The sequence below is a fragment of the Limosilactobacillus sp. genome (genome assembly GCF_022482365.1).
Taxonomy (GTDB): Bacteria; Bacillota; Bacilli; order Lactobacillales; family Lactobacillaceae; genus Limosilactobacillus.
Genome location: NZ_JAKVPE010000001.1, coordinates 531,479 through 544,662, shown reverse-complemented (window position 1 = coordinate 544,662; position 13,184 = coordinate 531,479). Strand labels below are relative to the sequence as shown.

Sequence of the window (13,184 nt, the reverse complement as noted above, 5' to 3'; positions counted from 1 at the left end):
ATGAGGAGGTAACAATGATATGAATTCATAACAAGATGGGGTAAAATGGAAGCAAAGAAGATGAATTCAGCGTTGGCACCTATTAAAGAAAAGATGATTAAAAATGTCATACATTGCGGACTATACAAATATTTACGATATTCGTGGCCACGAAATTACCATTACCGCTCCGGCGCGTTTTGATGACCAGTCACATGAAATCATTGCGGATAAACGGCTCGATGACCAAGCTGCTCAAATGGCTTTGGAAAAGTTTCGAAAGCGTTATAAGGTCGTTTCGCCGGCAGAAATTAAAAACTTCCGGGCTAGTTGGCACCTCAGTCAGCGTAAGCTAGCACATGTTCTTGGCTGGAGTCCGTCGACTGTTGCCCTGTATGAAGCGGGGGCTGTTCCAACGAAAGCCAACAATCGCCTTTTAAAGATCTTGATGAAGGACAAACAAATGATGAAAGAATTCATTGCCGACAGTGAAAAGGACGAGATGTAAATAATCCACAAGGGGGAGGGTTCAAAATGAAGCTCGCACGTAATCAGAAGACAACCTTGGCAACACTAATCATAGGCGCACTTGCCTGGCCGCTGGGCCTCTACATTAAGAGCCGCAAAAAATAAGAAAACGGTGATCATCGGGAATTTCTCGGTGATCACCGTTTAGTCTTAGTGACGTTTCAAGATGAAGTAACGGCCAAAGTGTCGGTAGCTCAGACTGGTCAGGTCAATCAGGACCAGGTAGATGCCGAGCATGATGAGGCCGGCTACGGCAGCAAAGATGAAGGCACTGACCTTGCCCATCGGCAGGTAGAAGTGGCTGACGAGCAGCGAGAGCGGGGCGACGATCGCCAAGAAGACCAGGTTGACAGCGATGATCCGCCAGTACTTAGTCAAGCCGACCTTGAACTGGCGGACGATTTTACCGTACGCCAGCAGACAGATGACGATGTAGGCGATGTTGGTGGCCATGATGGCGCCCCGCCCGTTGGCTAGCATAACCAGCGGGTACTGGAGGGCAATCTTGGTGACCAGGCCAAGACCCATGTACAGCATTGCCTTTTTGCTATAGCGCAGGGCCTGCAGAATCGTCAGCCCGTTGACGCCTAGAGCCATCAGCAGACTCTGGGTCAGGTTGAGACGCAGGTAGTTTCCACCGAGGATGCTCTGGGTATAGAAGACCAGGTTGACCTCGTAGGCCAGGGCGGCGAGGATGATGACGATTGGTAAGAGGACCAGCAGCAGGTAGGCCAGGTTTTGGCTGATCAGCTTTTGAACCTTGGCCAGGTGATCCTTTTCGGCCGCCAGCAGTGGCAGACTGGTTTCGGAAACAGCAGTTGCCAGGGCAATCACGATCGCTGTAATCTTGGCCGGGTTAGCCGAGAAGAGCGTGTAGATGTACTGGATCGCGCTGGCAGAATAGTGGGCCTGACGCATGATCTGCTTGTAGAAAATCTGGTCGACCAGTTGAACGAGGGTGATCCCGGAACCGACGAAGAGAAAGGGAACCGATTCGTAGAAGGTCAGGGCCATCAGGTGGGTGGTTCGTCCGAGATCCAGTGGTGCGGCCGGTGCGTCGGTACAGTAGGGATGGCGCCGGTAATAGCCGCCCAAGTAAGCAAAACCGGCGATTGCACCGATGAAGGCGGCGAAGACACTCAGCTGGACCGCCAGCTGAAAGGGCCGGTGGAGGGTGAAGATGACAATGTAGCTGGCTACCAGGATGAAGATGACCCGGACGAACTGCTCAATCACCTGGGAGACGCCAAAGGGCTTCAGATCCTGGTTACCCTGGAACCAGCCCCGCATGACGCTCATTAATGGAATCAGGACGAGCGCTGGAGACACCATGCGGATTGCGCGGGTGGCAGCTGGAATAGAAACCACTGGGCTGTTACGGGCGATCAGCGGTGCCAAGAGGAAGAGCAGGGCCCCGCAGACCAGCCCCGAGATCCCCATCAGGATGGCGCCGGAACGAAAGAGCTCCCGACTTTTTCCATATTCCTCGCGACCGTTGTAGTAAGCGACCCGGCGTGCGATGGCAGACGGAAAGCCAGCCGTCCCCAGTGAGATGAAGAGAGCGTAGGGAGTGTAGGCACTGTTGAAGAGCGCCTGGGCGGTGGCGATGTGCTGGCTGGAACCCATCATCATCAGCCAGGGAATGAGGTAGATTACTCCCAGGATTCGGGAGACGATGCTGCCGGCGGAAAGCCAGAAGGCACCGGATAAGATTTTTTTGTTCATAATTTTCTCCAATAAAAATAGTCACGTAGACTATCCTCGCAGAATTAGCTCGCCGATGCAAGGTACTGGAACGGATTTCCCCAAGCCACTTAAAAATCTAAACTTTTTTGCAAAAAAGACTTGCCTTTAGTGCCGGTTCTTGATATTATAATTGACGTTGTCATGTGCGACATGCGGAAGTAGTTCAGTGGTAGAACATCACCTTGCCATGGTGGGGGTCGCGGGTTCGAATCCCGTCTTCCGCTTCACATCATGACCCGTTAGTCAAGTGGTTAAGACACCAGCCTTTCACGCTGGTATCGTGGGTTCAAATCCCGCACGGGTCATTTATGGGGAATTAGCTCAGCTGGGAGAGCACCTGCTTTGCAAGCAGGAGGTCATCGGTTCGATTCCGTTATTCTCCATTGGCAGTATTTGCCTAATTGAATATGTTGGCGGTAATGGTGAAGTTTGGTTAACACACCGGTTTGTGGGTCCGGCACGCGTGGGTTCAAATCCCACTTACCGCCCTTGTGCGACGAGAATTGCGATTCTGGTCGCTTTTTTTGTATCCAAATTTGGAGGCCACGCGCATGAAAGTTACTGACATTTTTATCCCTATTATCATTCTAGCAATTGTTGTTTTACTGCTGCGAGAGGGGGATCGACGGCCCTTTATCGCGGCGGCCGTGCTATTTTTAAGCGAACTGGTCTTTAGCACCCTGAATTTTATGTTGTTCTTTGAGCTGGCTTCCGGGCTTCTGCGTCGGGTGCGGGTGGTTGAGCTCGGCAACCTCTTCCTTTTGCTAGCGATCTTCGTTGTCCTGTCAGGGATGCTGCTTTACGCGGGGATGCGGATGCTGCGGGGAATTATCCGCTTTACCAGCACCGTCCTCACCATGGTCGAATATTATATTCAGTGGAGCCTGATCTACGTGACGGTTTACCAGGCGATCTTTGCAAACGCTAAGAAGGTTCAGGAGATTGGTCACTTTATTAAGGTTGGGAAGTTCCTCGATCCGAACCTATTCGTCGTAATCGTCCTGCCCTCCTTTATTTCGGCCTGGATCGCGGTGGTCCTGTACAAAAAATACATCCAGGCAATTTAGTACGACGGACTCCAAGCTGTCACAGTGCTTTTTCCGTTATTAATTATTAATTATCCCTCTTGAATTAAAAAATAATGAGACTATAATGAGAACAATTTATTAATCAAGGGGGATTTTACTATGGGAAATAAAGTTGCTGTGATCGGTGTCGGTCACGTCGGCTCCACCGTTGCAACCAATATTGTGACGGCCGGGATTGCCAGTGAACTGGTACTGATTGATGAAAAAGACAAAGTTGCGCGTGCAGAAGCTTACGATTTAACGGACCAACAAGCCTACCTGGCTACCACGACCAAGGTTTCCTTTGTGCCCTATGAAGATGACTGGTCAACCCTTGCTGACGCGGACGCGATTGTCTTTTCAGCCGGCAACATCAAGATTGTCCTTGGGAACCCCAACGATCATTCAAATAACCGGGTTGGGGAACTTTCTAACTCCGCCCGCATCGTCAAGGAGGTTGGACCCCGCATTAAGCAGAGCGGCTTTCACGGCGTCATGATTTGCATCTCCAACTCCTGCGACGTGATTGCGCAGCTAATGCAACAGGAGAGCGGCCTGCCGGCTCAGCAAGTGCTGGGGACGGGCACCTCGCTGGACACTGCGCGGTTGCACCGGGCTGTGGCCCAGACGCTGGGCAAGTCGATGACCGACGTTGCCGGTTACGTGATCGGTGAACACGGTGAAACCCAGTTCACGGCTTGGAGTTCCGTGACCGTCAACGGCCGCGCAATGACCAAGATTGCTAAGGAGCAGGGGCTTGACCTCGATGATCTGCAGAAGCAAGCTCGGCTGGGTGGTCATGTCGTCGGCCTGGGCAAGGGTTACACCTGCTACGGGATCGGAATGACGGCACTGACGATTCTCAAGTCCGTCTTGAACGACGAGCAGCGCACCTTCCCGGCCAGCTCACTTAACCAGCAGTTGGACACCTACATCGGCCAGCCAACCACCGTTGGAGCGGCCGGAGTTGTCGATCAACCGGGCCTAGATCTGACGGCAGAAGAGAAGGAACTCTTCGAAAAGTCTGCCCAGGCAATTAAGCATAATTTTGCCTCCGTAAAATAATGAGAAACGCAAAATCCCCATCGTCTTTTTTGGCGATGGGGATTTTTACGTTAAAATTTGCTTAGATAAGCGGAGATATAATGATATATTAGTGTTTTCTGCAACGAGCATTTTCGATCGGGATCAATGCATTATTCGAAGAAATTGGATTGAGAGGGAAATTTCTAGAACGAAAGGTTTTTGAATGGCGGTCCCGATCCTAATATAGCAGGTCACTAATTGAGTTAGCGTACTCATTAAGCGCTTACATAATGAGCACATAAGTATAGTAACACAATTTAAAACGTTTTACAAAGGAAAATTTATTTTTAGCAAAAAAGTTTCCAAACGCTTTTTTTACGTATATATTAAGTAGAAGGAAATAGTCGACAGATAGAAAGGACGATTAACAATGCGATTTCTCCATACGGCCGACTGGCACATTGGTAAGAACCTGAACGGTTATGACCTCCTGGACGATCAGGTGGCAACCTTTCACCGGATCGAGCGGATTGCCCAGGAAAAACAGGTCGATGCGGTGGTGATCGCCGGCGACCTGTACGACCGCAGCATCCCCAGCGAGGCCGCGGTCCGTACCCTCAACAGCATGCTGGGCCGGCTCAACCTCCAGGACCACTTCCCAGTGCTGGCGATCAGCGGCAATCACGACTCGGCAACCCGCCTGGGCACGGGGGCGGATTGGTTTGCCCTCAAGTCGCTCTACCTCAATACAACCCTGGTGAATGCCTTTGAACCGGTCATAATTAAGAACACCCAATTCTTCCTCTTACCGTTCTTCGGCATTCAGGAGGTCCGCAACTATTTTCATGACGACGCCATTCGGAACGTCAACCAGGCGATGGAGCGAATCGTAAAAGCCATGAAGGAGAAGTTTGCCCCGGACAAGGCTCACGTCCTGGTCGCCCACTTCTTTGCGGCTGGTGCCCAGCGCACCGCTGATTCGGAAACGTTGGTCGAGGTCGGCGGGCTGAGTGCCGTCTCAACCCGCCTTCTTGCCCCCTTTGACTACGTTGCCCTCGGCCACCTCCATAATCGGGACGCCCTGCACGACGAGCGGGCCCGCTACAGTGGCTCGCCAATGAAATTTTCCGTTTCCGAGGCCAAGCAGAAGAAGGGCGTCTGGATCGTCGACACGGATCCGTTTAAGGTGGAGTGGGTACCGTTGCCACCGGTTCACGACATCCACCTGCTAAAGGGCAGCTTTGCTGATCTCGTTGCGGCGGCAGGGAAGCACGACCCGGCTGATTTTTATGACATCGAGCTGACCGATCACGAGCGGATCCCCGATGTGCTCAGTAAGCTGCGGGAACACTATCCTAAGATTGTCAGCTTGCACCGGACTCACCAGGCCCGGCAGGTAGAGACCCTTGTCGACCAAAAGCGGCGCCGGGCCGACCCCATGGACCTGCTGGCGGATTTTTACCAACAAACGATGGGGGATGACCTTTCCGCCCAGCAGCGGCAGTGGGCCCAACAGTCCCTGGAGAAAATCAGTGAGGAGGATTAGTAATGCGACCAGTCAAAATTGAGATGCACTACTTCGGTCCCTATGACCAGGCGACCGTCGACTTCACCCAGTTCAACCAGCTCTTCCTGGTGGCAGGGAACACGGGGGCCGGCAAGACCACGATCTTTGACGCGATGAGCTACGCCCTCTTCGGTCAGACGACCAACGACCGGGACCGGTCGGCGGCCGCGCTGCGCTCCGACTTTGCCCCCGCCAGCGCGGAAACCAGCGTCACCTTTACCTTTACCCACCAGGGCCAGACCTACCGGATCATGCGCAAGCCCAAGCAGACCCTGGAAAACAAGAAGGGGCGCCTGATCGAGCACAACCAGGCCGTGGAGCTGGTTTACCCGCTCGAGAGCCAGACACCACAGTCAATCACGAAGATTAAGACGGCCGACGCTTTCATCACCGACTTACTCAACCTAACCCGGGACCAGTTCCGCCAGATTGTTCTCCTGCCCCAGGGGAAGTTTCGCCAGTTCCTGGATTCGGACAGCAGTACCAAGGAGGCCCTGCTTCGGGACCTCTTTAACACGACTCGGTATGCTCGCTGGGCACAAGAACTTAAAGACGAGCTGAGCAGCCGCAAGAAGGATTTGGCCGCCGCGGGAACTAAGCTGCAGTCGGTCAAGGAGACAGTACCAGACCTGGATGCCGGCTTACCGCTAACGGACTGGCGGGCCGCCGCCGCGGATTTGCAGGCGGACCTCAAAAAGCAACTGGAAGGCTTGCGAGACAAAGCTTCCCGGTCCCAGGAAAAAGTTAATCAATTGACGAAGAGCTTGCATGCTCAAGAAGAGCTGCAGGAGGCGATTACCGCCTTGGCAGCGGCTCGCGAGCAGGCGACTGTACTGGAACAGCACCGGCAGAAAATCGCCACTGCCCAGGCCCAGATTGCGGACCTGCAGTGGTTTCAGGAGCACCAAGCTGCCTATCAGCGCTGGCGGGACGGCGAACAGCAGTTGTCAGTTTGGCAGACGCAGGCCGAGCAGCTGGCTGCCCAGGTGAAGAAGCTAAGGGCGGACCAGGAAAAGACGACGGCCCAGTACCAGGAGTGCCTTGACCAGCAACCACAAGTTGAAAAACTGCGCGACCGCTTGAAGGAGCTACGGCGAGTGCTGCCGCTTTTTACAGAATGTGAACAGCTGGCCGCAGAGGTCAAGAGGGATCAGGCCCAAGTCAATGCGGCAAGGGCTGATCAGCAGGCCCGTCAGCAAAAGATTGATCGCCTAAAAAAGCAGCTCACTGAGTTGACGACCAAACTAAAAGCAATGGGGGATCTGGCCGCTCAGGAAAAGCAGCTGGGCCAGCGGCAACGTCAGTACGATCAACTGGCCCGGGCGGCTGCGGACTTGCAAAAGCTGCTGGAACAACAATCCCAGGAGCAAGCAGACCTGCAACGGCGCCAGACCGAGCTCGCCAGTGCCAGTGAGCGGGCCGCTCGGGGGCAGGCACGGCTGACCGACCTGAAAGATGCCTATGCCCGCCACCAGATTGCCCGCTTGGCCCGGGAATTAAAGCTGGGGACCCCCTGTCCGGTTTGCGGAGCGGTTGACCATCCGCATCCGGCCACGCTGACGGACGCCACGAAACTGGTGACCGATGCAGAATTAGATGCAGCGTCAGAGGCAGCAAAAAAGCAGTGGGATGCCCAGAGCCGGGCCCAGGAGCAGGTCAAGCTCGTGAAGAATCGGCTGACGACCCTGGCGGAGCAAGTGACGGCTGCCGAGCAGGCCCTTGCCGAAAAATTAGCGACCACGGAGCTGCCGGAGGATTGGGACACGCAGGTAACGAACCGCGCCGCCCAGCTTCACCGTGGCGAAAAGCGGCTTGACGAGCAAAACCAGGCAGCGAAGCAAATGCGGGATCAGGAACAAGCAATTCAGGAACAGCTAACCGCGGCCCAGCAGGCCAGCCAGGCAGCGGTGGAAGATGTGCACCAGCTGGAGCAGCACCTGGCTCAGCAGACGGCGGTGCTGAAGGAGAAGCAAGCGGACCTGCCGACGGAGATTGGGGATGCCCAGGCCGCCAAACAGCAGTTGGCCGTTTGGGAGAAGGAGACCCAGGAGTTTGACCAGCGCCTGACTGCGATCACCCAGCGTCGCCAGGAGCTGCAGGAACAACTGGCGGTTGCCCAGAATCAACAGGAGGAAAATGCCGCTAATATTCAGAAGGGGCAAGCAGAGCAAAAGGATGCTAAGCAGGCACTGAGCGTGGCTCTGGCGGAATACCGGGACGACTTAACCTGGGCCTTCTGGAAATGGGCCTCGGCGCTCAGCATGCAGTTGCCACAGCTTCGTGCCGAGGTGGATGAGTACCGGACGGCCGTCCACGATAACCAGGCGCAATTGGCGCGTCTGCGAAAGCAGGTGGCGGATCGACCGGCACCGGATTTGGCGGCTGCTCGCCAGGGACTGGCCACCGCCCAGGAGGCGCTTGGTCAAAATCAGCACCAACTTGGTCAGCTCGAGGCGCAACGCACCCAGTTGATGACCGCCGTTCAGCGGGTTGACGACCTGGTGCACGCCAATGACAATGCCCAGCAGGCACTTAATTCTTTCCAAACCCTAACCGACGTGGTGACCGGGAACACTGAGAACCACCTCAGCCTCGAGCGCTACGTCCTCCAGTCCTACTTCCGGGAGGTCCTGGCGGCTGCCAACATTCAGCTGGCCCGCCTGACCAATGGCCGCTACCAATTCGAGCTGGCAACGACCAGCCATGGCCCGGGCGCCAAGTGGACGGGCCTGGAGGTCAACGTCTACGATGACAATGCCGGCAAGACGCGGAGTGCCCGGACCCTCTCCGGCGGGGAAAGCTTCATGGCCTCGCTGGCTTTGGCCTTGGCCCTTTGCCAAATCATTCAGGAGCAGAGCGGTGGAATCAGCATTGACGCGCTCTTCGTCGACGAGGGCTTCGGCTCGCTCGACCAGCAGGCGCTAACGGACGCTCTGCGTGCCCTTCAGGAGCTGGAGGGGCACCGGATGATCGGAATCATCAGCCACGTCACCGAACTTGAGGAGCAGATTCCGGATCAGCTCCGGGTCAGCTCGGTCAACGGGCGCAGCAAGGTTAGCTACCAGCACGAACTCCAGGCCTAGCCAACACTTGATTTGATAAGTGAACGCTTCCAATCAAAAAATTTGGCTTATAATAGATCCCGTAGATTTTAAGAAGTGAGGGATCATTTATGGATCAGCAAAAGGTTGATCAACAATATCATCGCTTGCGCCTGCAAGTGTTTCTCGGCATTTTCATCGGCTATGCGGGCTACTACCTGCTACGCAACAATTTCTCGATTGCCATCCCCGGCCTGATCAAGGAAGGCTTTTCCAAGGGAGAACTGGGATTGGCGCTGTCGGCGGTCTCACTCGCCTACGGGATCAGCAAATTCGTCATGGGAATCGTCTCGGACAAGAGTGACGCCCGGATCTTCCTGCCGCTGGGACTCCTGTTGGTTTCACTGGTCAACCTGGCATTTGGACTGATCCCGGCCCTGACCAGCAACATCACGATCATGTTCATCGTCCTCTTCGTCATTGGCTGGTTCCAGGGGATGGGCTGGCCGCCGTGCGGTCGTGTGCTGGTGCACTGGTTCTCGCTGAATGAACGGGGCGGCAAGACGGCGCTGTGGAACACCGCCCACAATGTCGGCGGTGGGCTGATGGCACCGCTGGCCAACTGGGGGATCGTGCTGGTCGCCGCTAGTCCCCTGGCCATTAAGAGCTTTAACGGGGCCTTTGTGGTTCCGGCAATTGTCGGGATCGTTATCGCCTTGCTCGCCTTTATCTTGGTGCGTAACAGCCCTGAGAGCGTTGGCCTGCCGCCGATTGAAGAGTACCGCAACGACTATCCGAACAAGAGCCATCAGCTGAGTGAGCAGAATTACTCGACCAGGGAGCTGCTATTCAAGCACGTCCTCAACAACAAGTGGATCTGGGTGATTGCGGTCGCCAACATCTTCGTCTACTTAGTCCGCTACGGGGTCGAGAACTGGGTACCAACCTACCTGACCGAGGTTAAGGGGATCACCCTGGGCACGGCCTCGGCCTCCTATCTCTGGTATGAACTGGCTGGAATCCCTGGGACGCTCCTGGCCGGCTGGATTTCGGACCACGTCTTCCACGGTCGGCGGGGGCCAGCCAGCTTCTGCTACATGGTCCTGGTTTCAGTCTTCCTGGTCATCTACATGTCGGCCAATTCGCTGGCAATGATCAATGTCGCCCTGGTGGCAATTGGCTTTCTAATCTACGGACCGGTGATGCTGATTGGGCTTCAGGCCCTGGATCTCGTTCCGAAAAAGGCCGCCGGAACCGCTGCCGGTTTGACCGGCCTCTTCGGCTATTTCTTTGGTTCCTTCTCCGCCAACGCCGTCATCGGCTGGGTCGTCGATATGGCCGGCTGGCACATGGGCTTCATTCTGATCTTGGCCGCCAGCATCCTGGCCTGTCTGATTTTTCTGGCTACCTGGAATGTTCGGGGGCAGGAAAAGGTTAAGTAAACAAACGCATCGAAAGGATGATGAAAATGACCAAGGCAACAACGATTGAAGAGTTGCTCGAACAAACCGAATTAACCGTACCGGCAGAGCAGTTCGTCACGGATCTGCTCAAAGCAATTGAACGCTTACGGCGGCGCCCGCTGGATGTCTACTATGCCGGCCCCCGTAGCCTGCGGGTAGACGGAGTGACGCTGATGGTTGACCTGCAGCCCAAACAGGCGGTGATCGTTCACTTCAATGGTCAGTCGACACGGGTGCGGGTTCCGCTTTAGGAGCGTAATTTGGAATCAGAATTAAGTAAGAATTAAATAATTAAGCCACGCAACCGTCAAAAATGACAATCGCGTGGCTTTTAGCTTTTACTCAATAATGGTGGCGCCAAGGCTGCCTTGGAAATGGTTGAAGGCCCATTCGTCGCCGTGGGGCGTAAAGGTGGCGACCCCGCGCTTCGGGATCGTCAGCTGGTAGTCAAGGTTGTAGGCGCCAATGGCCGTATGGAGGACACAGATATCGGTGCAGACCCCGCTAATCCACAGGTCGGTGATGTGCCGTTCGCGCAGGTAGTTGTCCAGGTTGGTGTTTTGGAAGGACGAGTAGCGATTCTTGGCGAACTGGTAGACCCGTTCGCTGTCCTGGTGGGCCTGGAACCAGTTGCCAACCTTGCCATAGAGGTCGCGTCCGGACGTTCCGATGATGTTATGTGGCGGGAAGAGTTTCGACTCCGAGTGGAAGGGGTCGTGCAGGTGATGAGCATCGGTGGGGAAGATGACATAGTCGCCGTTTTGGTAGAAGCGTTCTGCCAGTTCCGTAAGGTAGGAATCAAGCTGTTGCGCGGGTTTGCCAACGGTCAGGGCGCCGTCATCGGCAACGAAATCATTGGTGTAGTCGATAATCAGTAATGCTTTGGGCATAATCAAGTCTCCTAAACTTTTGCTACCAGCATAGCACTTTTATCTCGCAGCGAGGAAGGCAAAGTGAAAAAGATAGCAATCACTCGGTCCGCCCCTTATAATGAAAATATTGGAAGGGGATTATTGACATGACATCGGAACAGCTACGCTACGCCATTGAACTGGCCAACTACCACACCATGCAAAGGGCGGCCGACGTGCTCCACATCACCAAGTCGGGACTCAGCCGGGCCATCCAGCAGCTGGAAGAGGAGCTCGGCGTGCAACTCTTTTCGCGCACGAGTGCGGGAACCCAACTGACCGAGCAGGGCAAACAACTGCTGCCCTTGATGCAGCAGGAACTGCGGGTCAACTTCCGCCTTCACCAGAGCGCCACGAACCTGCGACAGTCAGCGACCGGTCGGATTGTCCGCTTCGGCTATGCCAACACGCTGCTGCGTCCGCTGGTCCGGGAATACCTGGCGACCAGGAAACGGGATCCGCACTTTTCCTACCTGGACCTCAGCCAGCACCCGACGGCCGAGATCGTCCGCCAGGTGGAAAGTGGCGAGCTGGACGCCGGCTTCATCGATGCGGACCGGGAACTCCAGCAACGATTGAGCCACCTGGATTTCCACCCGATTCATACGGGTGGCTTGAGCCTTTTCACTGGTGCCCAAAATGCGTTGGTGGGGCAGTCGTTGACGATTGAAAAACTGCGGGCCCAGCAGTACGTGATGCTCAAGGATCCGATCAACCAGACGGTCTTTGACCACCTGCAGAGCCTCTGCGGGCCGTTGGAGGTCGTATTGCAGACTCAGGACTACGCGATTGCTTGCGAGGCGATCTGTCAATTGGATGCGGTTTTGCCTGCCTGTGGGCTCCTGCTGTATGGGGCGGTCGAAAACTACCGTGACTATCAGCTGGTGGAGCACCCGCTGACGAGTCTGGTCGACGATCGCTTTACCTATGGCTGGATCAGCAATCCCCAGCATCCCCTGGACAAGCCGACCGCGGACTTCATTGACCGGGTCTGCCGGCGGATCGAAGATGGGGCAAGAGGAAATTAAGGTGGTGGATTTCTTGATAAAACCAACGCTAATCATTCAAGATCTCTCGGCGGTCGGTCAAATCTCGCTGACGGTGGCGACTGCTATTTTTCAGGCGCTCGACCTGCCGATCGCGACGGCCCCCAGCACTCTCTTGTCGACCCAGACGGAAGGCTTCGGGACACCGGTGGAACTGGACACGACCGCCTGGCTGGACCGCTCGTTTCGCCATTGGCAAGAAAACCAGCTCGCCTTTAACGGGGTGCTGGTTGGCTACCTCGGCACGGCCGATCGAATCAAACAACTTACCGAATGGGTACGAAATGGGCAGCGCGGCCCGGTCGTGATTGATCCGGTGATGGGCGATTCCGGATCGCTCTATCCCGGAATCAAATCGGCCATCATCCCGGCAATGCGAGACCTGTGTCGGCAGGCCGATATTATTACCCCTAACCTAACCGAGCTGCGTCTTCTAACCGGGGAAAATGAGCTGAGTGTCCACGACCTGCTGGCAGCGGCCGGGGAAATGTTTGAGGCAGAAATTGTCCTGACCGGGGTCAGGGAAGGGCAGCTCGTCAACACCTATTTGCTTGCGACAGGGGAAAAGAAGCTGACGGTTGCCAGCAGTCCTTGCTATCCCGGCCACTTCTTCGGAACGGGGGATGCCTTCAGCGCTTTGCTGACCGGCTGGTATTTAAAGGGCCTGCCGCTTACCAGTGCTGTTCAAAGAGCGACGGCGGATCTCCAGGTTGCGGTTGAACAAACCGCTGCCTTGCCGCAGTCGGAGCGCAAGTTCGGCCTCCAAACGGCGGCGCTGCTGCGGCACATTTTGACCGAGAGCTAGGAAGC

At 55.4% G+C, this 13,184-nt stretch carries 11 protein-coding genes and 4 tRNA genes; 13 read left to right on the top strand and 2 right to left on the bottom strand.

The features are described 5' to 3' along the window. Positions 1–103 precede the first annotated feature (103 nt). The gene (locus tag LKE23_RS02590) at positions 104–487 is read left to right on the top strand and encodes a type II TA system antitoxin MqsA family protein (RefSeq protein ID WP_291977947.1); all 384 of its coding nucleotides are present in this window, start codon (positions 104–106) and stop codon (positions 485–487) included. Positions 488–657: 170 nt separating this feature from the next. Here the strand turns inward: LKE23_RS02590 and LKE23_RS02585 are convergent, their stop codons facing one another. Further along, positions 658–2,232, bottom strand: a complete 1,575-nt coding sequence (locus tag LKE23_RS02585) for a putative polysaccharide biosynthesis protein (protein WP_291977946.1) — start codon at positions 2,230–2,232, stop codon at positions 658–660. A 173-nt stretch (positions 2,233–2,405) separates the two neighbouring features. Here LKE23_RS02585 and LKE23_RS02580 point away from each other — a divergent pair. The 10 genes from LKE23_RS02580 to LKE23_RS02535 all read left to right on the top strand — a co-directional run bounded on the left by LKE23_RS02580 (position 2,406) and on the right by LKE23_RS02535 (position 10,668). Beyond that, positions 2,406–2,477, top strand: a tRNA-Gly gene (locus tag LKE23_RS02580). 9 nt (positions 2,478–2,486) lie between these two features. Beyond that, positions 2,487–2,558 (top strand) — tRNA-Glu (locus LKE23_RS02575). 5 nt (positions 2,559–2,563) lie between these two features. Continuing rightward, positions 2,564–2,636, top strand: a tRNA-Ala gene (locus LKE23_RS02570). Positions 2,637–2,666: 30 nt separating this feature from the next. Beyond that, positions 2,667–2,741 (top strand) — tRNA-His (locus LKE23_RS02565). A gap of 63 nt (positions 2,742–2,804) precedes the next feature. Next, positions 2,805–3,320, top strand: coding sequence for an SA1002 family membrane protein (locus LKE23_RS02560; RefSeq protein ID WP_291977945.1), 516 nt, complete (start codon positions 2,805–2,807; stop codon positions 3,318–3,320). Between the two features lie 120 nt (positions 3,321–3,440). Then, positions 3,441–4,385: a lactate/malate family dehydrogenase gene (locus tag LKE23_RS02555; RefSeq protein ID WP_291977944.1), complete on the top strand. Its 945-nt coding sequence runs from the start codon at positions 3,441–3,443 to the stop codon at positions 4,383–4,385. Between the two features lie 391 nt (positions 4,386–4,776). Then, positions 4,777–5,892: an exonuclease SbcCD subunit D gene (locus LKE23_RS02550; RefSeq protein ID WP_291977943.1), complete on the top strand. Its 1,116-nt coding sequence runs from the start codon at positions 4,777–4,779 to the stop codon at positions 5,890–5,892. Between the two features lie 2 nt (positions 5,893–5,894). Further along, positions 5,895–8,996 carry an AAA family ATPase gene (locus LKE23_RS02545; RefSeq protein ID WP_291977942.1) on the top strand — a complete coding sequence of 1,034 codons (3,102 nt, stop codon included), beginning with the start codon at positions 5,895–5,897 and terminating at the stop codon, positions 8,994–8,996. Between the two features lie 89 nt (positions 8,997–9,085). Continuing rightward, entirely contained in the window at positions 9,086–10,396 is a 1,311-nt protein-coding gene (pgtP, locus tag LKE23_RS02540) for a phosphoglycerate transporter protein PgtP (RefSeq protein WP_291977941.1), read from the top strand. A 26-nt stretch (positions 10,397–10,422) separates the two neighbouring features. Continuing rightward, a complete protein-coding gene (locus LKE23_RS02535; RefSeq protein ID WP_291977940.1) occupies positions 10,423–10,668 on the top strand; it encodes a hypothetical protein in 246 nt (81 codons plus the stop codon). An 87-nt stretch (positions 10,669–10,755) separates the two neighbouring features. Here LKE23_RS02535 and LKE23_RS02530 read toward each other — a convergent pair whose 3' ends face one another. Then, positions 10,756–11,307 (bottom strand): cysteine hydrolase family protein, encoded by a 552-nt coding sequence (locus LKE23_RS02530; protein WP_291977939.1) that lies wholly within the window; start codon positions 11,305–11,307, stop codon positions 10,756–10,758. A gap of 128 nt (positions 11,308–11,435) precedes the next feature. Between LKE23_RS02530 and LKE23_RS02525 the strand changes: the two genes are divergently transcribed. Both LKE23_RS02525 and LKE23_RS02520 read left to right on the top strand, forming a co-directional pair. Then, positions 11,436–12,356 (top strand): LysR family transcriptional regulator, encoded by a 921-nt coding sequence (locus tag LKE23_RS02525; RefSeq protein WP_291977938.1) that lies wholly within the window; start codon positions 11,436–11,438, stop codon positions 12,354–12,356. 13 nt (positions 12,357–12,369) lie between these two features. Next, entirely contained in the window at positions 12,370–13,179 is an 810-nt protein-coding gene (locus LKE23_RS02520) for a PfkB family carbohydrate kinase (protein ID WP_291977937.1), read from the top strand. The last annotated feature ends 5 nt before the right edge of the window (positions 13,180–13,184 follow it).